Source organism: Parasulfitobacter algicola, from assembly GCF_013315265.1.
In the GTDB taxonomy this organism is placed as follows: Bacteria; Pseudomonadota; Alphaproteobacteria; order Rhodobacterales; family Rhodobacteraceae; genus Parasulfitobacter; species Parasulfitobacter algicola.
In genome coordinates this window covers 209,074-232,293 of sequence record NZ_JABUFE010000003.1, presented here as the reverse complement: position 1 = coordinate 232,293, position 23,220 = coordinate 209,074, and the positions used below count along the sequence as shown (strand labels likewise).

Annotated in this window: 24 protein-coding genes; 13 read left to right on the top strand and 11 right to left on the bottom strand. The window is 52.7% G+C overall.

What is annotated here, in order from left to right:
* Nucleotides 1-139 precede the first annotated feature (139 nt).
* On the bottom strand, nt 140-952 hold the full coding sequence (gene map / locus HRQ87_RS07240; protein WP_174136780.1) for a type I methionyl aminopeptidase: 813 nt from the start codon (nt 950-952) through the stop codon (nt 140-142).
* 135 nt (nt 953-1,087) lie between these two features.
* Here map and HRQ87_RS07235 point away from each other — a divergent pair, with 135 nt between their 5' ends.
* Nucleotides 1,088-1,687 carry a hypothetical protein gene (locus HRQ87_RS07235; RefSeq protein ID WP_174136777.1) on the top strand — a complete coding sequence of 200 codons (600 nt, stop codon included), beginning with the start codon at nt 1,088-1,090 and terminating at the stop codon, nt 1,685-1,687.
* Between the two features lies 1 nt (nt 1,688).
* On the opposite strand, the gene sfsA is transcribed toward HRQ87_RS07235, so the two are convergent.
* On the bottom strand, nt 1,689-2,414 hold the full coding sequence (gene sfsA / locus HRQ87_RS07230; RefSeq protein WP_174136775.1) for a DNA/RNA nuclease SfsA: 726 nt from the start codon (nt 2,412-2,414) through the stop codon (nt 1,689-1,691).
* 46 nt (nt 2,415-2,460) lie between these two features.
* Between sfsA and HRQ87_RS07225 the strand changes: the two genes are divergently transcribed.
* From HRQ87_RS07225 to HRQ87_RS07205, 5 genes are read left to right on the top strand one after another with little or no spacing between them, the layout of a single operon-like run.
* Nucleotides 2,461-3,183: a competence/damage-inducible protein A gene (locus tag HRQ87_RS07225; RefSeq protein ID WP_174136773.1), complete on the top strand. Its 723-nt coding sequence runs from the start codon at nt 2,461-2,463 to the stop codon at nt 3,181-3,183.
* Nucleotides 3,180-3,902, top strand: coding sequence for a GNAT family N-acetyltransferase (locus tag HRQ87_RS07220; protein WP_174136771.1), 723 nt, complete (start codon nt 3,180-3,182; stop codon nt 3,900-3,902). Before HRQ87_RS07225 ends, HRQ87_RS07220 begins: the two co-directional genes overlap by 4 nt.
* The gene (locus tag HRQ87_RS07215; RefSeq protein WP_174136769.1) at nt 3,899-4,471 is read left to right on the top strand and encodes a peroxidase-related enzyme; all 573 of its coding nucleotides are present in this window, start codon (nt 3,899-3,901) and stop codon (nt 4,469-4,471) included. The genes HRQ87_RS07220 and HRQ87_RS07215 overlap by 4 nt, the downstream gene beginning before the upstream one ends.
* The gene (locus HRQ87_RS07210; RefSeq protein WP_174136767.1) at nt 4,468-5,421 is read left to right on the top strand and encodes an OmpA family protein; all 954 of its coding nucleotides are present in this window, start codon (nt 4,468-4,470) and stop codon (nt 5,419-5,421) included. The genes HRQ87_RS07215 and HRQ87_RS07210 overlap by 4 nt, the downstream gene beginning before the upstream one ends.
* Before the next feature lie 28 nt (nt 5,422-5,449).
* A complete protein-coding gene (locus HRQ87_RS07205) occupies nt 5,450-6,397 on the top strand; it encodes a 1-phosphofructokinase family hexose kinase (RefSeq protein WP_174136765.1) in 948 nt (315 codons plus the stop codon).
* Between the two features lie 3 nt (nt 6,398-6,400).
* Here the strand turns inward: HRQ87_RS07205 and HRQ87_RS07200 are convergent, their stop codons facing one another.
* The 6 genes from HRQ87_RS07200 to ilvD form a co-directional block, all read right to left on the bottom strand.
* Complete coding sequence (locus HRQ87_RS07200; RefSeq protein WP_174136763.1) at nt 6,401-7,306, bottom strand: LysR family transcriptional regulator; 906 nt, start codon at nt 7,304-7,306, stop codon at nt 6,401-6,403.
* A gap of 132 nt (nt 7,307-7,438) precedes the next feature.
* A complete protein-coding gene (locus tag HRQ87_RS07195) occupies nt 7,439-9,466 on the bottom strand; it encodes an NADPH-dependent 2,4-dienoyl-CoA reductase (protein WP_174136761.1) in 2,028 nt (675 codons plus the stop codon).
* A gap of 149 nt (nt 9,467-9,615) precedes the next feature.
* On the bottom strand, nt 9,616-9,969 hold the full coding sequence (locus HRQ87_RS07190) for a hypothetical protein (RefSeq protein ID WP_343035173.1): 354 nt from the start codon (nt 9,967-9,969) through the stop codon (nt 9,616-9,618).
* Between the two features lie 14 nt (nt 9,970-9,983).
* Nucleotides 9,984-10,757, bottom strand: a complete 774-nt coding sequence (locus HRQ87_RS07185; protein WP_174136757.1) for a DUF6478 family protein — start codon at nt 10,755-10,757, stop codon at nt 9,984-9,986.
* 31 nt (nt 10,758-10,788) lie between these two features.
* Nucleotides 10,789-11,487: a hypothetical protein gene (locus HRQ87_RS07180; RefSeq protein WP_174136755.1), complete on the bottom strand. Its 699-nt coding sequence runs from the start codon at nt 11,485-11,487 to the stop codon at nt 10,789-10,791.
* The gene (ilvD, locus tag HRQ87_RS07175) at nt 11,468-13,201 is read right to left on the bottom strand and encodes a dihydroxy-acid dehydratase (protein WP_174136753.1); all 1,734 of its coding nucleotides are present in this window, start codon (nt 13,199-13,201) and stop codon (nt 11,468-11,470) included. The genes HRQ87_RS07180 and ilvD overlap by 20 nt, the downstream gene beginning before the upstream one ends.
* Before the next feature lie 86 nt (nt 13,202-13,287).
* Here ilvD and HRQ87_RS07170 point away from each other — a divergent pair, with 86 nt between their 5' ends.
* Genes HRQ87_RS07170 through HRQ87_RS07155 form a run of 4 tightly spaced genes read left to right on the top strand, consistent with a single transcriptional unit; the run spans nt 13,288 to nt 17,351 of the window.
* Nucleotides 13,288-14,178, top strand: coding sequence for a CPBP family intramembrane glutamic endopeptidase (locus HRQ87_RS07170; RefSeq protein ID WP_174136750.1), 891 nt, complete (start codon nt 13,288-13,290; stop codon nt 14,176-14,178).
* Nucleotides 14,179-14,181: 3 nt separating this feature from the next.
* Nucleotides 14,182-15,078: a CPBP family intramembrane glutamic endopeptidase gene (locus tag HRQ87_RS07165; RefSeq protein WP_174136748.1), complete on the top strand. Its 897-nt coding sequence runs from the start codon at nt 14,182-14,184 to the stop codon at nt 15,076-15,078.
* Between the two features lie 57 nt (nt 15,079-15,135).
* Complete coding sequence (gene accD / locus HRQ87_RS07160; RefSeq protein WP_174136746.1) at nt 15,136-16,089, top strand: acetyl-CoA carboxylase, carboxyltransferase subunit beta; 954 nt, start codon at nt 15,136-15,138, stop codon at nt 16,087-16,089.
* Complete coding sequence (locus HRQ87_RS07155) at nt 16,086-17,351, top strand: glutamate ligase domain-containing protein (RefSeq protein ID WP_174136744.1); 1,266 nt, start codon at nt 16,086-16,088, stop codon at nt 17,349-17,351. Before accD ends, HRQ87_RS07155 begins: the two co-directional genes overlap by 4 nt.
* Before the next feature lies 1 nt (nt 17,352).
* Here HRQ87_RS07155 and HRQ87_RS07150 read toward each other — a convergent pair whose 3' ends face one another.
* Nucleotides 17,353-18,618: a sensor domain-containing phosphodiesterase gene (locus HRQ87_RS07150; RefSeq protein ID WP_343035171.1), complete on the bottom strand. Its 1,266-nt coding sequence runs from the start codon at nt 18,616-18,618 to the stop codon at nt 17,353-17,355.
* Between the two features lie 163 nt (nt 18,619-18,781).
* Between HRQ87_RS07150 and sseA the strand changes: the two genes are divergently transcribed.
* The 3 genes from sseA (at nt 18,782) to HRQ87_RS07135 (ending at nt 21,541) form a co-directional block, all read left to right on the top strand.
* Complete coding sequence (gene sseA / locus HRQ87_RS07145) at nt 18,782-19,639, top strand: 3-mercaptopyruvate sulfurtransferase (RefSeq protein ID WP_174136742.1); 858 nt, start codon at nt 18,782-18,784, stop codon at nt 19,637-19,639.
* Nucleotides 19,639-20,820 carry an amino acid aminotransferase gene (locus tag HRQ87_RS07140; protein WP_174136741.1) on the top strand — a complete coding sequence of 394 codons (1,182 nt, stop codon included), beginning with the start codon at nt 19,639-19,641 and terminating at the stop codon, nt 20,818-20,820. Before sseA ends, HRQ87_RS07140 begins: the two co-directional genes overlap by 1 nt.
* 241 nt (nt 20,821-21,061) lie before the next feature.
* The gene (locus tag HRQ87_RS07135; protein ID WP_174136739.1) at nt 21,062-21,541 is read left to right on the top strand and encodes a hypothetical protein; all 480 of its coding nucleotides are present in this window, start codon (nt 21,062-21,064) and stop codon (nt 21,539-21,541) included.
* 107 nt (nt 21,542-21,648) lie between these two features.
* On the opposite strand, the gene HRQ87_RS07130 is transcribed toward HRQ87_RS07135, so the two are convergent.
* Together HRQ87_RS07130 and msrB are read right to left on the bottom strand one after the other, a co-directional pair.
* Nucleotides 21,649-22,299: a DJ-1/PfpI family protein gene (locus HRQ87_RS07130; protein WP_246251840.1), complete on the bottom strand. Its 651-nt coding sequence runs from the start codon at nt 22,297-22,299 to the stop codon at nt 21,649-21,651.
* Nucleotides 22,300-22,544: 245 nt separating this feature from the next.
* Nucleotides 22,545-23,009: a peptide-methionine (R)-S-oxide reductase MsrB gene (msrB, locus tag HRQ87_RS07125; protein ID WP_174136737.1), complete on the bottom strand. Its 465-nt coding sequence runs from the start codon at nt 23,007-23,009 to the stop codon at nt 22,545-22,547.
* Nucleotides 23,010-23,220: the final 211 nt, after the last annotated feature.

Below are 23,220 nucleotides of genomic sequence, written 5' to 3'. Positions count from 1 at the left end.
ACTCCTACTTGAAACGAATATGTAGGATCAGCTGAATGGATTAATATATCTTAACGCGCCCGGTCTCAGTGTACCGGACCGCAGTTTTGTACAAAAATTTAAGTACAAAACCCGTGTACAAAATATACAAAACTATGGGTTAGCTGTAAGTCGGGTGAAATTTCCCAGTCGGCGATTGGGTGAAAATTTCGGCCCCATTGGCGGTCACACCCACCGAATGCTCAAACTGCGCCGACAGCGATTTATCCCGCGTCACCGCTGTCCAATCATCGTCCAACACCAGCGTTTCGGGCCTACCCAGATTGACCATCGGCTCAATCGTAAAGAACATGCCCTCTTCCAGTTTCGGGCCTGTTCCGGCGCGTCCGTAATGCAAAACATTGGGTGGCGCATGGAACACACGACCCAGCCCGTGCCCGCAAAAATCCCGCACCACTGACATGCGATGCGCCTCGACATAGGTTTGAATGGCATGCCCGATATCACCAAACGTATTGCCAGGCTTCACCGCCTCAATCCCCTTCATCAGGGCGTCATGGGTCACCTGGATCAACCGTTCGGCCTTGCGGGGCAACTTGCCTGCGACATACATCCGGCTGGTGTCACCAAACCATCCATCGACAATAACCGTGACATCAATGTTCAGAATTGACCCTTCTTTCAAACGCTTATCACCCGGAATGCCGTGACACACCACATGGTTCACGCTGATACAGCTGGCGTGCTTATAGCCTTTGTACCCGATCGTTGCCGACCGTGCGCCAGCATCGTTGACCCATTCAGTGATCAGACGGTCCAATTCGCCCGTGGTCTGGCCCGGCACCACATATTCCGCAATACGGTCCAGAATGCTGGCCGCAAGCTCACCTGCCTTGTGCATTCCTGCAAAGTCGCTGGCGTCATAAATTCGGATTCCGTCTTTGGTCAGACGGCCGCGTGTTTTTTCGTCCACAAGGGCTCTCCGTCATACGGTTCGGGCGTTATTTAATCGCATTGGCAGGAATTTGCTAGCCCACAGATAACATTGTTCATTTATCCGATTGTTGGTATCGCCCAGGGAAGATCATATCAGAGTTGTATAAAACACATGAAAAAACGTTTCTTTCTGATCGCCGCAGTTGTGGCTGTTATTTTTTATTTTGGCGCCACTGCTCTTTGGAAACAGTTCGGCCCCAAAAGCCATCTTGATATGGATTTCGATATCGCTGATGCTATTGAATTATTTGATAAAACCTGCATGGAACGCACCGTCTATAAATTGCAACCTGACGACATAAATGGCGCGTTCGTGGAAATGGGTTTGACGGATATAAGAGGCGCCTCGCATAAAATGCCGGGATGGCCTGTGTCTGGGATATCGCTGATACGCCCCGATAATGGCGGATCTGAATGCATTATATCTTTCACCAGCTTTGAAGATATCGAAACCGTTATTCACCCAAAGTTTGTTACATTCACCGATACACGCCTGTCCCGCCCGATGACTGAAAATCAGAATGCGTTTCAGTTTGAATATCCGCCCCTGCCCGCAGGTGTTCAATCCAATCGTCCCGAACGCCCCGATCCTGCGGATATTCGATCTTTTGCGGATACGGACATGCAGTATTTTGTGATCTTGCGGCCAAGCAGCTATGATCTGTCCCATAAATTGCATCTGATCGTACTGCCTTTATCTGCCTTAGAATGACCTAATCAGCGTTGACTTGTTGGGCTGTATCAATCGGCAAAGTACGCCCTAAGCGAACGCTGGTGACGTCAATTCTGGTATCATAACACAGCATTTGAACACCAGCTGCACGGGCCTTGTCAAACGCAAGCGCATAGCCGGGATCAAGATCAGGGGCCAGTTTGAAGCGCGCGCAATCGGTGCGTTGCACCAGATACAGCATCACGGCGCGGTGGCCTTCTGACACCATATTTGTCAGCTCTGCCAAATGCTTGGCCCCACGTGTTGTGACCGAGTCCGGAAATTCGGCCCAATCATCTTGTCGCAACAGATGCACGTTCTTCACCTCGACATAGACATCGGGCAATCCGGCTTGGGTCAGCAGAAAATCAATACGGCTGTTTTCGCCGTATCTCACTTCGGGCCGGACGGTATGATAGTCAGACAGCTCTGTAATCTGCCGGGCCAACAGCGCCTCTTTCACGACGCGGTTCGGCACAGATGTATCAATCCCTGACCAATGCCCATTTTCAAATTCCACCAGCCGCCAGCCATATTTCAACTTTTTCTTTGGGTCATCATTTGGTTCAAGCCACACCTTCAGCCCTTCGTCCTTAAGGCCCATCATAGATCCGGGGTTCGGGCAATGGGCTTTGATCACATCACCGTTCTCAAGTCGAACATCAGATAAAAAGCGATTATAACGGCGGATCAGATGTCCGGGCACAAGGGGGGTTTGAAAGCGCATGATCGGCATTTATACCGCAAGCAACACGCCTTCAAGGAGCAACAGAATGACCAATCCAACTGCAGCCATGCTTGTGATCGGGGATGAAATCCTGTCAGGGCGCACTCGCGACGCCAATATGCATTATCTGGCAGGCGAACTGGCGAAAATCGGCATTGATCTGAAAGAGGTGCGCGTGATCTCAGATGATCCTGACGCGATCGTTGCGGCGGTTCAAGCGTTGTCCCAAAGCTTTGATACTGTATTTACCAGTGGCGGTATTGGCCCCACGCATGATGATATCACAGCCGACTGCGTGGCCCGGGCTTTTGATACACATATCGACATTCGCGATGACGCCCGCGCCATTCTGGCAGCCCATTACAAAAAAGCCGGAACTGAACTGAACACAGCCCGTTTGCGCATGGCACGCATTCCTGACGATGCGGCCCTGATCGAAAACCCCGTCAGCGCGGCCCCCGGTTTCAGCATCAAGAATGTGCATGTCATGGCGGGTGTGCCCGCGGTCTTTCAAGCCATGGTCGCCAGCATTCTGCCCACCTTGACTGGCGGCGCGCCGTTGCTGTCGCAAACCCTACGCATTAATCGGGGCGAAGGCGACATTGCCGGACCTTTGGGCGCACTGGCGCAAGATTTTCCTGGTCTGTCCATCGGCTCTTATCCTTTTCAGAAAAACGGTGTTTATGGCGCCAATATCGTGATCCGCGGAACCGATGGCACACAAGTTGACGCTGCCATGATGCAATTGGCTGGATTATTCCCCGAATGATCACAGCAGACGCACTTTACAAAGCCATTGATATCACTTGGCCACCCGCCAGTTGGCATACCAAAGGCCCATGGCTGTTGCGTGAAGGGCGCGGCGGTGGCAGCCGGGTTTCGGCCGCGACGCTTAATGGCGATCTGGATGACATCACCCAAGCTGAAAACGCGATGCGCGTCTTGGGTCAAACCCCGCTGTTCATGGTGCGTGATGGTGAAATAGATCTGGACAAAGCCCTTGCTGAAAAAGACTATGCGATCAGCAAGCCTGTCACACTTTATGCGATCCCAACTGCTGAATTGGCGACGGATCGCCCCCCGCCTGTCACCTGCTTTACCGTATGGGAACCTTTGCAAATCATGCGCGATATCTGGGCGGCAGGCGGGATCAATGCAGCCCGGATCGATGTGATGGACCGTGTGCAAACTGCCAAGACCGGCATCTTGGGGCGCTTGAATGACAGTCCTGCTGCGGCAGCCTTTGTTGCCTTACACGAAAACATCGCAATGCTGCACGCGCTGGAAGTCCTGCCCCATCAACGCCGTCAGGGTATGGGACAACATATGATGCGGGCTGCGGCATTTTGGGCGCAAGAACAGGGCGCAGATTACGTTTCTGTGCTTGTCACCCAAGACAATACAGGTGCAAATGGATTGTATCGTGGTCTTGGAATGTCGCCCGTGGCTGCTTACCATTACAGGGAACTGACGGAGACTGTGAGATGAGCAAACCTGACCAGCCGACTGCCCTGGATTTACCGATGGTTGATCCTTTGCCTGACGATACGCAGAAATATTTTGAGGTCTGTCAGGAAAAGCTGGGCATGGTCCCGAATGTGCTACAAGCCTATGCTTTTGATATCGACAAACTAAACACCTTCACCGCGATGTATAACGATTTGATGCTGGCCCAAAGCGGGCTCAGCAAGCTGGAGCGCGAGATGATCGCTGTTGTCGTCAGTTCGATCAACAAATGCTATTATTGTTTGACTGCACATGGCGCCGCTGTGCGCAGCTTGTCGGACGATCCAAAACTGGGCGAGATGCTGGTGATGAATTATCGCGTCGCCCCATTGGATACACGCCAGCGCACAATGCTGGATTTCGTAGCCAAGATAACCACAGAAAGCGCCGCAGTCGAAGAAACTGACCGCGCAGTCTTGCGCAAAGTTGGCTTTAACGACCGTGATATTTGGGATATTGCATCGGTTGCAGGGTTTTTTAACATGACCAACCGCATCGCATCTGCCACTGATATGCGACCCAATGACGACTATCATACCCAAGCCAGATGAAGCACACGACAGCCCTTCTTTTCATATTGCTTTTGCCATGGCCAGCCATGGCCGCAACGCTGGAATTGCCCGGCAGCGCTTTGAAAACGCTTGAAACTGTCGAGGCGCCGACAAGTTACAGCCTACCAACCGGCCCGTTTGATGATGGCGACATGCCATTTCAAGTGGTCGAAGGCGAAGTGACCCGCCAAGCATGGCGCATTGATACAAACGGCTTGACCACGCTACAGCTTTTGATCCCGTTGCGGGCCCAGCTTCTGGCCAACGGATATCAGGTCATCTTTAGCTGTAATACCGATGATTGCGGCGGCTTTGATTTTCGGTACGGCATGGACGTTGTGCGCGAACCCAAAATGCATGTGGATCTTGGCGATTTTCGATATCTTGCCGTCCAAAAAACCGATGATGGCATCGAACATTTGGGACTTCTGGTCAGTAAGTCTGCCACGGCCGGCTTTATCCAAATTGTCCAGATTGTCCCGGTGGGCAGTGAAAGGTCCTTGCAAACAACAGTCCAACTCGACCCTCAGGCGCAAACAGATCCGCGCGTCACTGAACCCAATGTTGACGATGGACCTTTGGCTGAAACCTTGGAAACACGGGGACGGGTTGTGTTGTTTGATCTGTCCTTTGAAACAGGGTCATCTGAATTGGGCGACGGCGATTTCCCGTCCCTTGGGGCCATTGCGGATTATCTGGCGCAAAATCCAAACCGTACAATTGCCGTTGTCGGACATACCGACAGTCAGGGATCACTTGAAAACAACATCGCCTTGTCCAAACGTCGTGCGGCATCGGTTCTGAACAGGTTGGTAGATAGCTACGATGTGTCCCCAAATCAGCTTGAGGCCGAAGGCATGGGCTATCTGTCCCCCTTGACCAGCAACTTGTCCGAAGTGGGCCGCCAATTGAACAGACGCGTTGAAGTGATCATCACCTCGACAGAATAGTACATCGTTTCTTAAGCCAAAGGGCATCATGACCGATATTTTGACAGTGACATTGAACCCCTGCGTTGATCTGTCCACGTCAGCCCCGGCAGTTCTGCCTGGCCCAAAACTGCGTTGTACAGAACCTGTCATCGATCCAGGTGGTGGTGGTATCAACGTCAGCCGCGCCATTTCCAATCTGGGTGGTCAAAGTCAGGCTATCATTGCTGTTGCAGGCTCAACGGGTGACCAGATTTGTGCGTTGTTACAGGCCGAAAAGATCACGCATATCCCATTTGCAATGGCTGGGAAATCGCGCCAAAGTCTGTCGGTCACAGATACACAAAATGGCGCGCAATATCGCTTTGTCATGCCCGGGCCGCAATGGTCTAAAGATGATACATTGTGTTTGTTGGCCAAGCTGCCCGATTATGCACAGCAGGAAAGTATCGTCGTACTTAGCGGCAGCATGCCACCAGGCGTCGCCGATAATTTACCCCAACAGATCGCAGATACATTGGCGGCGAAAAATATCCGCCTTTACATTGATACTGCGGGTCCTGCCCTGCCCGCATTGTTTCAGCCGCATCAAAATAAACCAACGTTGTTGCGCCTTGATATGCTTGAAGCAGAACAGGCCGCTGGCGGTCCATTGCGCACATTTAAAGATAGTGCTGATTTTGCGCAAAAAAGTGTTCTGGACGGTGTTGCAGATATCATTATTCTCGCCCGCGGTGACCAGGGATCTGTTCTGGCGACGAAAAACCAACGTTTGTTTTGCAAGGCGGCACAGGTTTCTGTGAAAAGTAAAACCGGGGCCGGTGACAGCTTTGTTGGTGGATTTACTTTAAAGATGGCAGAAGGCCAAAGCCTTGATATTGCGCTTCAATACGGCGTTGCAGCAGCAAGTGCTGCAGTCATGACGGACGCGACCGCATTATGTATAAAAGACGATGTTGAGCGTTTATTAAGTCAATGCACCCTAAGCGACATCTGAGATTTACCAGATTTCAGGACCCTTTTCACCGAATGATTTTACAAGAAAATCGATAAATGCACGCACTTTGGGCTGTGTGAAACGACCCGGCGGATAGACGGCATAGATCCCCTGCATCTCGATCGGCAGATCGGGCATTGCTTCCTGAACCAGACCGGTTTCCAAAGCATCTGCATAAAGAAAACTTGGCAAATAAGCGATACCAAGACCCGAAATCGCAGCATTCAACAGCGATTGCCCGTCATTGACGGTCAGCCATCCGGCCGTACGCACCTGACGTTTTTCGCCAGATGGCGCAGTCAGTTTCCACACATTGCCAGAACTTTGGTTCGAATAATGCAACAGCTTGTGTTCATTCAGATCATCAATGCGCGTTGGCCGCCCGTGGCGTGCAAAATATTCAGGGCTGGCAATCATACGGCGTGTGGTATCGGTCAATTTGCGCGCGCGCAGAGTACTGTCTTCCAGCTCACCAATACGGATGGCCATATCAAAGCCTTCGGAAATCAGTTCGACATAGCGATTGTTCAGCACCATATTTACTGTGATATCCGGATAGGATTGCAAAAAACTGCCCAAAACCGGTGAGAGGTGGTTCACGCCAAAATCTGTGGCCACCGAAATACGCAACACACCTGATGGCGCGCTTTGCATGGATGTGACCAAAGCGTCCGCTTCGCCAGCGTCATTCAATACGCGGCGTGCACGGTCATAATAAGCCAATCCGATTTCAGTCGGGCTTACCCGACGGGTCGTGCGATTTAAAAGGCGTGCGCCCAAGCGGGCTTCCAACGAAGACACGTGCTTTGACACAGCTGACTTCGAAATACCCATTTTCTTGGCAGCGTCTGTAAACCCGCCCTGGTCAACGACGGTCGCAAATGCTTCCATCTCGGTCAGCCGATCCATTCCGTACCTCTGTCCCCAATACTTGCTTGTGACAACTATTGTGTCGAATTCGGGCAGGAATTGGACACTTAGCAGACATTATCGGGATTTCGTGACCAAAATTAGGCACTTTTTGTGCCACATCAAACCCCACTAAAGGGCCGCGGCAACCCGTGTTCCTTGATCAATTGCACGTTTTGCATCAAGTTCGGCCGCCACATTTGCACCCCCGATCAGGTGGAATGTGACGTTACGTCTTTCCAACTCATCGGCCAGGTCACGTGCTGGTATCTGACCTGCACATAATACGACTGTATCAGCTTGAATCACCTGCGGATTTTCCCGTGCCTCACCAAAACTGACATGCAAGCCCTGATCATCAATCCGTTCATAATTTACACCACCGATCATCTGGACCTCTTTCATCTTCAGGCTGGCGCGGTGGATCCAACCGGTGGTTTTTCCAAGCCGTTTTCCCAGTTTTTCCGACTTACGCTGCAACAACGTCACATCGCGTGCCGGCGCATCTGGTTGCGGTCCTTCGGGCACCAAGCCGCCCCGCTGTTCTGCGGGATCACCCACGCCCCATTCTTCGCGCCATTCGTCCAGATTTTCGGTCGGGCTTTCGCCTTCGTGCACAAGATATTCAGACACATCAAAACCAATGCCACCCGCGCCGATCACAGCAACCTTTTTACCGACCGGCGCCTTTTTGCGCAGCACATCAATATAGCCCAGCACATTTGGGCCGTCCTGCCCCTCAATCCCTGGATCGCGCGGCAAGACGCCGGTGGCGATAATCACCTCGTCAAATCCGGCCAGATCATCTGCGGATGCTTCCGTCTTAAGGCGCAGGTCAATGGTCGATCGTGCAACCATCGTGCGATACCAATCGACAAAGCCCCAGAATTCCTCTTTGCCCGGGACCTGTTTGGCCATGTTCAACTGACCGCCAATTTCATCAGCTTTATCGAACAAAGTCACCTTGTGCCCTCGTTCCGAAGCTGTCAGCGCCGCCGACAGCCCAGCAGGGCCTGCGCCCACAACTGCCACTGTCTTAATCAGGTCGGCGGCCTTGATCACCAATTCCGTCTCATGGCACGCCCGTGGGTTAACCAAACAGCTTGAGATTTTGCCGCTAAACGTATGATCCAGGCAAGCCTGATTACACGCGATACAAGGCGCAATCTCGGCGGCGCGCGCCTCCATCGCCTTGGCCACAAAATGACTATCCGCCAAGAACGGCCGCGCCATCGAGATCATATCGGCACAGCCCTCAGCCAACACCTCTTCACCTACACCAGGTGTATTGATCCGATTTGACGTAATCACCGGGATCGACACCTCGCCCATCAGTTTTTTGGTCACCCATGTAAACGCAGCCCGGGGCACCGATGTGGCAATCGTCGGAATACGCGCTTCGTGCCAGCCGATACCGGTATTGATTATGGTCGCACCTGCCTTTTCGATCTCCTTGGCCAGCAAAACAACTTCATCCCAGGTCGATCCATTGGGGATCAGATCGATCATCGACAGTCGGTAAATCACGATAAAATCATCACCAACAGCCTGTCGGACACGCTTGACCACCTCAATCGGCAAGCGCATCCGGTTCTCATAAGATCCACCCCAACGATCTGTGCGCTTGTTCGTATGGGTCACTAAAAACTGATTCAGAAAATATCCCTCTGAACCCATGACCTCGACCCCGTCATAACCTGCCTGACGTGCCCGAACAGCAGACGTTGCGATATCAGCAATCTGTTTTTCGATCCCATCTTCATCCAGCTCTTTGGGTGGAAATGGCGAAATCGGGGATTTGATCGCCGATGCACTGACGCATTCCGGCCCGTACGCATACCGCCCCGCATGCAAAATCTGCATCGCGATCTTGCCGCCTGCGTCATGTACACGGTCCGTCATGATCTTATGGTTGGCGATATCTTCATCGCTGAAAAGCCCCGCCGCACCCGGATAAACGCCACCTTCAAGATTGGGGGCCATGCCACCGGTGACCATCAAACCCACCTGCCCGCGCGCGCGTTCAGTGTAAAATTCCGCAAACCGGTCCCAGTCTTTGGCCTCTTCCAATCCGGTATGCATCGACCCCATCAACACGCGGTTTTTCAAGGTCGTGAACCCAAGATCAAGTGGTGCCAAAAGATGTGGATAATCAGTCATGCGGGCCTCCCATAGCATAGCGGTAATCTGATTTGCTTTGGCGCCAAAGTCATCCCAAACGCCGCGTCATAGTCAAATCAGGTCATTGTTCTTCGAGTATTTTAGGATTTGGGTCAGCAAACCAAATGCGCACAACACATCAAAGAATGTCACATTGTTTCCTTGCAATGCCGACGAAAAGCACGCTTTAGAACGTCCAGTTCCGCGCGTAAAAGATCGACTTCGGCACGGATATCATGAGCCTGCGGATCACCAGCCATCAGCGGAATATGGTCCAACACAAGCCCGCTGTCGGCAACACTGATCACAATCGTCTGGACACCATCTGATATCGCCTGACGGGGAATGGGAATGCGCACCAAAAATCCTTCGTCACAGGGCAGAATTTCGACACCATCAACAGGGCTATCCAGAAAAGTAACCGACAATCGGGGTGGATCACCGGGCGATTGCAATAATCCCTCCCAAATACCGTCCTGCATTCGTGTCTTAGTTAATGTCATATGTGCCATCCCTACTAAAGCTCGGCTCTGATCTGGCGGCTGAACGTCACATCCCGCAACACAATCTGTGTCATCCACGGTTTTTCAAAAATCAAATCAATCCAGATTTTTTCCACCCGCTTTTCATGTATTTTGGCATAGGCCAGATCAAATTCTACAACAGCATGATCCTGATCAAACTGCGCATAATTCAAAATCTGTTCCGAATTCGGTCCATGCTGGATGTTCAGCCGGAACGATGTGCCAATCGGGCGTTCAATCTGGGCCCAGATATCTGCCCGAATGATATGATTTTTGGTTAACCCGTCCAATGCGCTTTCCGGCAGGTCCACCACAACCGACACATAGCTGCCACCTGTGTCAAACACATCCATCTTCAGACTGAATGGCGCCAGGTCGGAGCGGCTATTGTTGCGCATCTGGCGCAACATAAGATCACCATGTGTACCATCATGAAATAACTGCGCTTGCGTTCCGATCTTTGCATTGTTCTGCGTATCCACAACGCCGGGGATCTCCAGCGGAACAGCCCAGATCTCTGGCCGCCAAACCCAATCACTGTGCGCAGGAGACTGAGTCAGGTTTGATCCTAAGCGCGGCAAGGCCAACCTGCCGTCTGCGACCGCGATCAACGCATTGATATGTTTGCGTAATTCTCGCGCATCTTTTCGATACGTGCGCAGATTTGAGATATTGATGTTGTCTGCCTGATCTGCCACACGCGCCCAATGCCGCCGCGCCATACGGTGCAAAACGCGTTCGGTGATTTTGCTGCCAGACCGGCCCATTCTGTCTTAACCTTTCAACGCAAGTGCCCAATCAGGGCGCATAGCCCGCCAGTGCGGCCGCTTTTCCTGATCTGGTCACAACAATTTCCGACACTGCGCCATTGTCTGAACGCAAACGCTTTACAAACCGTTCAAGCATGGCAAAACCCTGATCTTCAGCTAAAGACACTTCGCCATATCCGGTTGCGCTGACAGTGGTTAACCGTCCGTTTAGCATAGTAAACGCACGCCAGTGACGCAGCTGATTTTGCCCAAAGGGATTGGGACTGGTATCACTGGCCAAAACATAAATTGCATCCCGGCGCGCCACTGTCCTGGCAACAGTCACAGTGGCAGCATTACCGGTCCGACTTAGCACTTGACGACCGCGATTTGATTTCAGGAATGCCTGCGTATCATCAGGGTTAACCAGCAAATCCGCGCCGCCCGGTTGCCCGACCGTCACAACAAAGGCCGCCCGTGTTTGCGGCCATTCTGCACGACGCATCCCAAGGTTGGCGCATGGAAACAGCGCCGCCACATTGGGACGCAGTAGTGTTTTGTCTATGCAATAGTCTGACAAACCACTGATGGTCACGTTGCGGTCTGCCAGTCGCACTTCACGCAGGGCTGTGTTCGCAGACCCATTCAGGTTCGACATGCTTAAAAATGCCTGCGGTCCGCCATCGCTGCATCCCGCGATGGCAAACACAAGCGCGCAAAGCGTTGCTTTATAGGTCCATATAGACATGCCGTTCGGCTTTGCCCCCTGGGTGTGTCACCGCCCCCAATTTCGCGCCGCCTACAAGCTGCGCGAATTTCCACAGTGCGCCACTGGCATAGATCGTTTCGCGGGGACCTGTCCAGTTTTCCTTGCGTTCGGCCAATTCATCCTCTGTCAGATCAACCCTTAGGATACCTTCGATCGCATTGATCGTGATGACATCGCCATTTTTGATCAGTGCAATGGGCCCGCCATGGGCCGCCTCGGGGCCGACATGACCCACACAGAACCCGCGCGTCGCGCCAGAAAAACGCCCATCGGTGATCAGGGCAACCTTTTTGCCCATGCCCTGACCCGACAACGCCGCCGTAGTCGCCAGCATTTCGCGCATACCGGGGCCACCGGCGGGGCCTTCGTTGCGGATCACGATCACTTCGCCTTCCTCATATGCGCGCTTTTGTACGGCCTCAAAGGCATCTTCTTCACACTCAAACACGCGCGCTGGACCCGTAAAAATCTGGTGCTGGCTGTCGATGCCCGCCACTTTCACAATCGCGCCTTCGGGGGCCAAATTACCCTTTAGTCCGACAACGCCGCCAGTTTTGCTAAGCGGATTTTCCACCGGATAGATCACGGTACCGTCGGCCTCTTTCGTGACGATATCAAGCTCTTCACCAATACTGCGGCCCGTTACAGTCATGCAATCTTCATGGATCAGACCGGCTTTGCGCAACTCTTTCATCACAACAGGCACGCCGCCCGCCTCGTAAAGATCTTTGGCCACGTAACTGCCGCCAGGCTTCAGATCGACGAAATAGGGCGTATCGCGGAAAATCTCGCAGACATCATCCAGATCGAAATCAATTCCGGCCTCATGGGCAATCGCGGGCAGATGCAGCCCTGCATTGGTGGATCCACCCGTACAAGCCACGATCCGCGCGGCATTTTGCAGTGACTTCAGCGTCACGATATCGCGGGCGCGAATGTTTTTTTCCAAAAGTTCCATAACCGCTTCGCCAGATGCAATCGCATATTGATCGCGGCTTTCATAAGGGGCCGGGGCACCTGACGAATTGGGCAGTGCCAACCCGATCGCCTCGGACACACAAGCCATCGTGTTGGCGGTGAACTGGCCACCACAAGCGCCTGCGGATGGGCAAGCGACGCGTTCTAGCGTGCGCAGTGCATCATCCGACATGTTCCCCGCCTGATGTTGGCCCACGGCTTCAAAAACATCCTGAACGGTCACATCCTTGCCATCCAGACGACCCGGCAAAATCGAACCCCCATAGATAAAAACCGACGGTACGTTCAGCCGCACCATTGCCATCATCATGCCCGGCAGCGATTTGTCGCAGCCCGCAAGCCCCACAATCGCGTCATAGCAATGCCCGCGCATCGTCAATTCGACCGTATCGGCAATCGCCTCGCGACTGGCCAGCGATGACCGCATGCCTTCGTGACCCATCGCAATCCCGTCTGTCACTGTGATCGTTGTGAATTCACGCGGGGTGCCAGCGGCACTTTTCACGCCCAACTTGACCGCCTGCGCCTGTCGATTCAGCGATATATTGCAAGGTGCTGCCTCGTTCCAGCAGGTGGCCACGCCCACGAAGGGCTGCGCAATCTCGTCCTCGCTCAGCCCCATGGCATAGTAATAGGACCGGTGCGGCGCGCGCGATGGCCCTTCGGTTACGTGGCGACTTGGCAGTCTGGATTTGTCTTGCTTGCCTTTCAGCATCACTGGCCTCCCGAAAATGCGATAATCCGGGAATAAGATAGCGCCGCCTCTTGCACAAGCGGGTTTGCATCGCCATGGATATTTCCATGAATTATCAAGATCACGAATATATGGTTCAACCCGCCCGCAGTTATGCCCAATTGTGGCGCACTTTATTGGGTTTTGTGCTGGGTTTTGCGATTTACGCAATCCTGGCGATGATGTTTGTTGCGCTGTTCGGTGCGTTAAGTGGCGATATCGAAAGCCTTCTCAGCTTTGCAGACCCGGAAGCGCAAGCCACGCCGGCAGGCACACTGATGATGTTGTTTAGCTTTGTGTGCATGACCGGCGGGATCGTTATCGCGACCCTTGCACTGCATCGGCGCGGCCTGTTGTCGCTGTTGGGACCGTTTCGAATGATGGCGGCTGACTTCCTGCGGGTGTTAGGTGTGTTGATGCTGCTTAGCATTGTCTTGCTGATGTTACCGTTGCCAAGCGGCCCTGACGAAACACCGGTGCAAAACCTTGATACAGGCCTGTGGCTGAAATTGCTGCCCATCGCCATTCTTGGTGTTCTGATCCAGACCAGTGCTGAAGAAATCGTCTTTCGCGGCTATCTTCAAAGTCAGCTTGCAGCGCGTTTTGCGTCACCTTTGATCTGGATGATCGTTCCTTCTGTGATCTTTGGCTTGATGCATTTCAGCCCTGAAATGGCGGGTGATAACACTTGGTTCATTGTGGGATGGGCCACGCTTTTCGGTGTCATCGCCGCTGATTTGACCGCGCGCGCTGGAAACCTGGGCCCGGCCATCGCGATGCATTTTCTGAACAATCTCATTGCAATCACCTTTATCTCAACCCAAGGGCCGCTGTCAGGTGTGGCGCTTTATACCTATCCCTTTGGGATGGCAGACGCCGAAATTATGGCCCACCTGCCCCAGGATTTTGCGACAATTGTTGTGGGCTGGCTGGCTGCACGCGTCGCGATCAGCAGATAACGGATGGCTTATCGCAATCACGATGCCTTTGTAGACCCTGCGCGTCCAAAATCCGATCTGGGTTCCCTGATCCTTGGCATTATCTTTATAGAGCTGGCATTTATTTTTGGCTTTATCATCATGTACGGCGTTATGACTGTGCTGTCCCAAGATCCTGACGCTATTTACCAGGGCACCACAGCGGGCGGCATGCTGATACAGCTTTTCACCTTTGCCTTCTTTGGCATCGCGGTCATTCTGGTCGCCGAACTACGCCACAATCGCGATTTTCTCAGCCTGATCGGTAATCCATTTCATGTGGTGCGTGACTTCCGGGCGACCTTTATCGCGCTTTGCATGATCATGGTTCTGTTAGAAGTCATCTATCTGACATTCTATGGATCGCAAATTCTTGAGGTGCGGAACGTTTTTAGGTGGGCCGCCCTTTTGCCGATCTCGGTTCTGGCATTGCTGATCCAAACCGGATCCGAAGAATTGTTCTATCGCGGCTATGTCCAGCAACAACTGGCCGCCCGCTTCAACAGCCCGCTGATCTGGCTGATCGTCCCGAACATCCTGTTTGCATGGGCGCATTATTCAAGCGAAGCAGACTATACCAGCAATATGCAAACTATGATCTGGACGTTCAGCTTTGGACTTGTGGCATCTGATCTGACTGCGCGGTCTGGCAATCTTGGCCCTGCCTTCGCACTGCATCTGGCAAATAATATTGCGGCCATGCTGCTTTATGGTGAACACGGCGGTCAAGGTTCGGGCCTGGCGTTGATCTTGTTTCCATCCGTTGACGCTGACATCGCACAAGGCCAATCCGCTGAAACAATCCTTTCGATAGGCCTGATCTATCAACTTGGCTTTCTTCTGATCATATGGCTTACAGCCCGCAATGCGTTGCGGCGCTGATTGCAATTTGTCTGAACCCCGATTAAATGAGCATTAACAGTAAAATAAGGTTCGCCGATGAACTGGATTTCCAACTACGTCCGCCCACGCATCAATTCGATCTTTTCGCGCCGCGAGATCCCTGAAAATCTGTGGCATAAATGCGATGAATGCAGCACAATGTTGTTTCACCGCGAATTGACCGAAAATCTGAATGTCTGCACAAACTGCGGGCATCACATGTATATTTCCCCGCGCGACCGCTTCAACAGCCTGTTCGATGGCGGCATCTTCAGCGAAGTCGACGTGCCCGAACCCATTCAGGATCCGCTGCATTTCCGCGATCAAAAGCGCTATCCCGACAAACTGCGCGCGGCAATGAAAGCCACCGGTGAAAAAGACGCCATGCTGGTGGTCGAAGGCGAAATCGGCCGTACGCCGGTTGTGGCCGCAGGTCAGGATTTTCGGTTCATCGGTGGCTCGATGGGCATGTATGTGGGCAATGCCGTGATTGCAGCGGCCGAGCGTGCGATCAAGTTGAACCGCCCGCTGATCCTGTTTTCATCAACTGGCGGCGCGCGCATGCAAGAAGGCATCTTAAGCCTGATGCAAATGCCCCGTACCACTGTCGCCGTACAAATGCTGAAAGAAGCAAACCTGCCCTATATCGTCGTGCTCACCAATCCGACATCCGGCGGCGTGACCGCCAGTTACGCGATGCTGGGTGATGTTCATATCGCCGAACCCAACGCACTGATTTGTTTTGCTGGCCCAAGCGTGATCGAACAGACCATCCGCGAAAAACTGCCCGAAGGGTTCCAGCGCGCCGAATATCTGTTGGAACATGGTATGGTGGACCGTGTGACGCCACGCGTTGAAATGCGCGATGAACTGATCACAATCACCCGCATGATGATGCAGCTGCCCCCTGCCATCAAAGCCGATCTGCCTGCCCCCGCCGAAGGCCCGGATGCCGGACCTGACTCTGCCGAATTGGTCGAGGAGGCCCTGTCTCAGGACAACAAACCGTGACGGTTGGCTCTGACATGATCCTTGACCGGATGATGTCATTGCATCCTAAAATCATTGATCTGACATTGGACCGCGTCTGGCGTCTGCTGGATGCTTTGGGCAATCCACACGAAAAATTACCGCCCGTCATTCATATCGCGGGCACGAATGGCAAAGGATCCACGCTTGCGATGATCCGCGCAGGACTCGAAGGATCGGGCTTGACCTGTCACGCCTATACATCGCCGCATCTGGCGCGTTTTCACGAACGTATCCGTGTGGCAGGCGATCTGATCAGCGAAGCAGCCTTGACCGATGCGCTGGACCGGTGCGAGGCCGCAAATGATGGCGCGCCCATCACATATTTTGAAATTACGACCGTCGCAGGCCTGTTGGCTTTTTCCGAAACACCCGCTGACTATACTTTGCTTGAGGTCGGTCTGGGCGGGCGTCTGGATGCAACAAACGTGATCGCCAAACCCCGCGCCACGGTGATCACCCCCGTTGATCTGGATCACCAGCAATATCTAGGCGACACACTGCCCGAAATCGCTGGTGAAAAGGCCGGGGTCATAAAACCTGGCGTGTCTTGTATCGTCGGGCCACAACAGGATCCAGCACTTGAAGTGATCGAAGACAAAGCCACACGTCTCGGCGCGCCGCTTCAGGTGCACAATCAGCACTGGCATGTCTACCGCGAGAATGAGCGGTTGGTTTTTCAGGATGAAAAAGGTCTGCTTGATCTGCCCCTGCCCTGTCTGATCGGCGCGCATCAGATTCAGAATGCAGGCATGGCGCTGGCAGTGTTGCGCGAATTGGGCCAGGGAAACCCGGATGCTGCGATGCAGGATGCCACCTGGCCGGCCCGCATGCAAAAACTGCATACCGGTCCACTGAAAGATATCGCCCCCAATATCGATCTGTGGCTGGATGGTGGCCATAACCCCGCCGCTGGCCACGCCCTTGCAGCAGCATTGGGGGCTTTTCCCAAACGACCCACCCACCTGATCTGCGGTATGATGAACACCAAGGATGTCGCGGGCTTTCTAAGACCCCTGGCCGAACAGGCCATTGATTTAACTGCCGTGGATATTCCCGGTGAACCCAACACCCTTGACGCGGCAGATACGGTTGCGGCTGCCAAATCCGTGGGCCTTGCTGCAAAAACGGCCCCCGATGTGATAACAGCGCTTCAGGATATCACAGCCCACAGCCCCTGCGCCCGTGTGATGATCTGCGGATCACTTTACCTGGCGGGCCGCATTTTGCGCGATAACGGCTAGATCAGCCAACCTTGCGGCGGGCCACACTGCCAAAATCAACCATCGCAACAGACAGATCAGCCGGTCGCCCCAGCAGATATCCTTGCATCAAGTCGATGCCCAGATACTTCAGGGTGGCAAATTCCATTTCGGTCTCGACCCCTTCGGCAACCATCAAAGCGTTGGTTTCATTCGCAAATCCAACCAAAGCTGTGGCCAGTGACCGGCGCACAAGATCCTGATCAATGTTCGAGGTCAGCGATATGTCCAGTTTGATAATATCGGGGCGCAGGCGCACAATGTGCTGCAGGCCTGCATATCCGGCACCCGCATCATCGATCGCAATCCGAATACCATGAAAGCGCAACACTTCCAGCTTTTTCATCAGCCTGTCATAGCAACCAATCTCTACGTGTTCGGTCAATTCCAACACAATGCGATCACAGGGAAAATCGGCAAATACATCCATAAGCCTGCCGCTTTCCACAGTTTTCGGCGATGCATTGACCGAAACATAGATATCTTCAGGCAATTTGTTCAGCGCTCTCAACGCTTTGGAAATGGCGGCAATCTCAAGATCGACCTGCAAACCGACCTGACGTGCATCTTCGAACCACAAATCAGGTGTGCGGTAAGGTTCATGATGAAACCTACACAAGGCCTCATACCCTTTGGCGGTACGTGTTTTTGCATCCATGATCGGCTGATAAAATATAGTAAATTCCTTACCGTCGATAGCTTGACTGATCCGGTTGCGCATTTCCGTATGACGCATGCGTTCATCCAGAACACCATTGATCGTTTCGCTGGACAGCCGCGCAAAGGCGCGCATCACGTTCAGATCACGATCATTCAACGACGGACGTGGTGTGCGGCTAAGACAGCAAAACATCCCATAAGTCGACCCATCACGACGCTTTATGGGAATGCTGACATGCGACCGGATTGGTAGCGCATGGGTCATTGCAATATCCTGGGTCAGTGGCACATCGGCCGTATCCGGGATCAGTTCAGGCAAACGCCCATCCAATATATATGGGCAATAAACCTGATCCAGCGGCATCCCATCGCCCACTGCGATCATGTCTTCCAGTCCCGGCGCACTGATATGGCGAAAAACCAGGTTTTCACCCACGAATTCTGAAAGGTAGCCCACCTCCATATCAAGATGTTCACGCACAAAATCCAAGGATGTCTGGATGATATCATCATCAGCGTCTGAAATCAGCGCCGTCGTTATAAGCGGGGTTTCTGGTTGCATGTCAGCCTCTTTATCAGTCACCGTCACGCTAGCTTCCAAGTCGATACGAAACCCTTAATCCGCTGCAAATTTTACATAAGAATAAATTAAAATTTTTACGGTCATCCATAAACCTTCAAAAGCTATAGACACTTGCAAGCAAGGTTTTGCCCGTTTACTCAGTTAGTTAAACTATGTCTGGGGGGCCTTCATGTCTGGTGACGATCCAAAAACACTCGTTTCAACCGATTGGTTGGCCGATCATCTGAACGATCCTGATCTGCGTCTTCTGGATGCGTCCTGGTATCTGCCGGATATGAACCGCGATGCCAAGGCCGAATATCGTGATCAGCATATCCCAGGTGCCCGCTTTTTCGATCTTGACGATATCAGCGACAACAGATCCGACATGCCCCACATGGCCCCGCCCATCGAAAAATTCATGAGCCGCCTGCGCGCCATGGGTGTAGGCGACGGCCATCAGGTCGTGGTGTACGACGGCATGGGCATCTTTTCTGCTGCCCGCGTGTGGTGGCTGTTTCGGTTGATGGGTAAACGTAATGTGGCAGTGCTGGATGGCGGCTTGCCCAAATGGCTGGCTGAAAATCGCCAGACCGAAGACCTGCCCCCCATCATCCGCGATCGCCATATGACTGTGCAAAAGCAAAATCAGTTGATCAAAGATGTCACCCAAGTCGCCGCCGCTGCAAAATTGGGCGATTATGAAATTGTTGATGCCCGCAGCCCCAGCCGGTTCCGCGGCGATGATCCCGAACCCCGCCCCGGTCTGCGTGCAGGCCATATCCCCAATTCGAAAAATGTTCATTATTCGGAATTGCTGAACGCCGACGGGACGATGAAAAACGAAAACGGCATTCGCGCCGCGTTTCGCAATGCCGATGTCAACCTGACCAAACCCGCGATCACCACCTGCGGGTCAGGCATAACAGCCGCCATTCTGAGTCTGGCCATGGAACGGATCGGCAAAACCGACCACGCGCTTTATGATGGATCATGGGCAGAATGGGGCATGTACCCCGACTTGCCTATCGCAACAGGAAACGACTGATGTTCGAAGCCCTTCAGGAACAGCCCAAAGACAAAATCCTTGCGTTGATGCAGATGTATCGCGACGACCCACGTATGACGAAAATCGACCTTGGCGTGGGTGTCTATAAGAACGCTGACGGCCACACCCCGATCATGCGCGCTGTGAAAACCGCCGAACAGCAATGGTGGAACCGCGAAGATACCAAAACCTATGTCGGTCTTGCGGGGGATCCGGCCTTTAACGACGCGATGGTGGATTTGGTGCTGTCTGACAGTGTGATGCGCGACAATGTTGCATCCATCGCCACACCCGGCGGCACAGGCGCCGTTCGGCAAGGGTTTGAGCTGATCCGCATGGCCAGTTCAAAAGCCGTCATATGGGTGTCCGACCCCACTTGGCCAAACCATATCAGCATTCTGAAATACCTTGGGATGCCCACCCGTACATATCGATACTTCAACGCGCAAACAGGCACCGTCAATTTCGAAGGTATGCGACAGGATCTGTCCGAAGCAAAACCCGGCGATGTCGTTCTGCTACATGGATGCTGCCACAACCCGACAGGCGCGAACCTGACCATGGATCAATGGGGCCAACTGGTCACCCTGATGCAGGACAAGGATCTGAAACCGATGATCGACATCGCCTATCAGGGCTTTGGCGACGGTCTGGACGAAGACGCAGCCGCCACCCGGCTTGTGGCGTCATCGCTGCCTGAAACTCTGATCGCGGCTAGCTGTTCGAAAAACTTCGGCATCTACCGCGAACGGACCGGCATCCTGATGGCCGTGGCTCAGGGCGAAAGCGTCAAAATGGCCCAGGACAACATGGCCTTTCTGAACCGCCAGAACTATTCCTTTCCACCCGATCATGGCGCGCGACTGGTCACATTAATCTTGTCCGACGACAACCTGCGTGCCGATTGGCAGGCCGAATTGAAGGATGTGCGCAATGGCATGCTGCGCCTACGTACCGCATTGGCGGGCGAACTGAAACGGCTGACCAATTCCGACCGCTTTGATTTTCTGGCCAATCACCGGGGTATGTTTTCACGCCTTGGTCTGACCACTGATCAGGTCGAAACACTGCGCAGTGACCACGCCATCTATATGGTGGGCGACAGCCGCATCAATATCGCAGGCCTGAACGACGACACAATCCCTGTGCTGGCCAAGGCCATTGTCAAAGTAGCATCGTAAATCACAAGGCATCCCACCTTCGTGGTTACCGCCTTTTTGCAGGTGTAACCAACGGCAAAGGGCATTACCCCTGTGTGGCCTACCCGCCCCACCGGGCGGAGATTTGCGCAATCTGAATCTGATTTTGCGCGGCATCCTGCACGTAAAAACAAACATCCAAAATGTCGGGAACTTTTGCATCCATCTTTGGTTAGCTGGTCAGTTAATGCCATCAGATACGAAAACAGAACGGAGACGACCGATGAAAAAGATATTTCTGGGAACTACGCTGGCCCTGACCCTTGCCGCGACATCTGCCATGGCCCGAACAATGATCAGCGAAGTCGAGGTCGAAGCAGATCTGACCGCCATCCAGGATATGGATGCAGCACAAAACTGGTCCAATCTGTCCGCCGATCTGGAAAATGCAATCGCGCAGCGTTTGGTCAATCGGATTTCCGAAGAAGGCGCAAGTATCGTCATTGATATTGATGAATTGGAACTTGCCAATATATTTGAAACCCAAATGGGTGTCGAAAGCTCTGTTCTGGCAGGCGAAGTGAACGTGAAAGTGCCCGGCATTCTGAATAATGACAAATACACCCTGACCGTGTCCGCAAAACAGGCAACCCCGTATCTGCCCGCTGGATCCGATACCAAAGTCATCACGACCAGCAGCACCGAATTCTACGAAGCCATGGTCGGCGCATTTGCCGAAAATGTCGTGGAAAATCTAAGATAACAATCCCTGTGCTTGACTGCCCTTGGTCAAGCTATACCGCCCCTGACGTATCACAATGTCAGGGGTTTTTATGCTTAATTTTTTTGATTTGGCTGTGCGTATCGATATCAAACAAGCCCGTGCAGTTTGGCAAATGGATCATTTTCCTTGTCACGATGCCATGTATACTCGCACCACATCGCCACTTTTTCGGCGATCTCAATACCATGCATTAAAGCAAGCGCACCAAGCGTCATATCCATGCCCGCAGACACGCCGGATGACGTGATAAAAGGTCCATCTTCAACCCACCTGGCTTGTCGAATCCATTCAACTTTCGGACCTTGCTCAACAACCCAAGAAAATGCGGCTTTATTCGTCGTTGCACGATGACCATCAAGAACGCCCGATTTTGCAAGCAAAGCACTTCCCGTACACACACTAAGCGTAAACTCTGCAGTATTAGACGTCTGTACTATCCATTCGATAAGAGCTTTGTTGTTAACCTCCCGCCGCACACCCGCGCCGCCAGGAACGAAAAGAATATCATACTGAATATTGGCGTCTGTTGTGATGTCAGGTTTCACCTTAAGACGCTGGTTACTTGCAACGGGTGTCATACTTTCAGCTACAAGTTTTAGATCGAATTCCTTGTCCAATAATCCGAACATCTCCATTGGTCCGAACAAATCAAGCAACTCAAAACCAGGAAAAACCAACGCCGCAATTGTACGCATATTCTTATTCCCATGTCTAAACACTGCGACAAAATCTGCCATCAATTCTCAGCAGAATTAACGCAAATATAACCAAGGTTAACCCTTAATTTTTCCTTACACCACCAGACGCCGTTTTAGTGGCGATACCGGACAGATATCGCGCTTTATCAGAATTTTGTACAAAATTTTTGGTACAAAACCTATGTACAAATTATACAAATCTCGTGAAATCAGATGGTAATTGATGCCCGTACTTCTTGTGTACGGTGCGTTCATAAGCACCGCACGCAGGGCCTGCTCACCCCTTAGGCCGCGCGAAACACCAGACTGACACCGTTCAGGCAATGCCGCTTTCCGGTGGGTTTGGGGCCGTCATCAAAGATATGTCCCAGATGGCTGCCACAGCGGCGGCAATGGCATTCTGTGCGCACTGTAAACAGCTTGCGATCAGGCTTGGTGCCAATCGCATTATCAAGGCTGGCATAGAAACTTGGCCAACCCGTGCGGCTGTCATATTTGGTCTCGGAACTATAAAGCGCCAGATCACAGCCCCTGCAAAAATAGGTGCCATCGACATAATTCTTATCCAGCGGGCTTGAAAAAGGACGCTCTGTTCCTTCATCCCGCATGACGCGATATTCCGCGTCCGTCAGCATTGCACGCCACTCGGCTTTGGTCCTTGTGATTTCGAATTTTCCCGTGGCAGCGAACATGGCACCCGGGGCGGCTGTAACAGCAAGAGTTGCTGCGATAAATGAACGACGTTGCATAATATAACCTTCTGATTTCGTATTACTTTTATATGAAAATAGTATTTCAGACGATGCACTTTCATGTGACTGATAAGTGAGTACAATCATAAAGTGCAAAGCAATTTCCGCGTCACCGTAAACGCAGATCACACCGCACAGTTTTCAATCAAGGTCAGATAATTGATGCGAAATTTCAATCACTTGAAGGGTGCAGCGCTATTCAATCCTT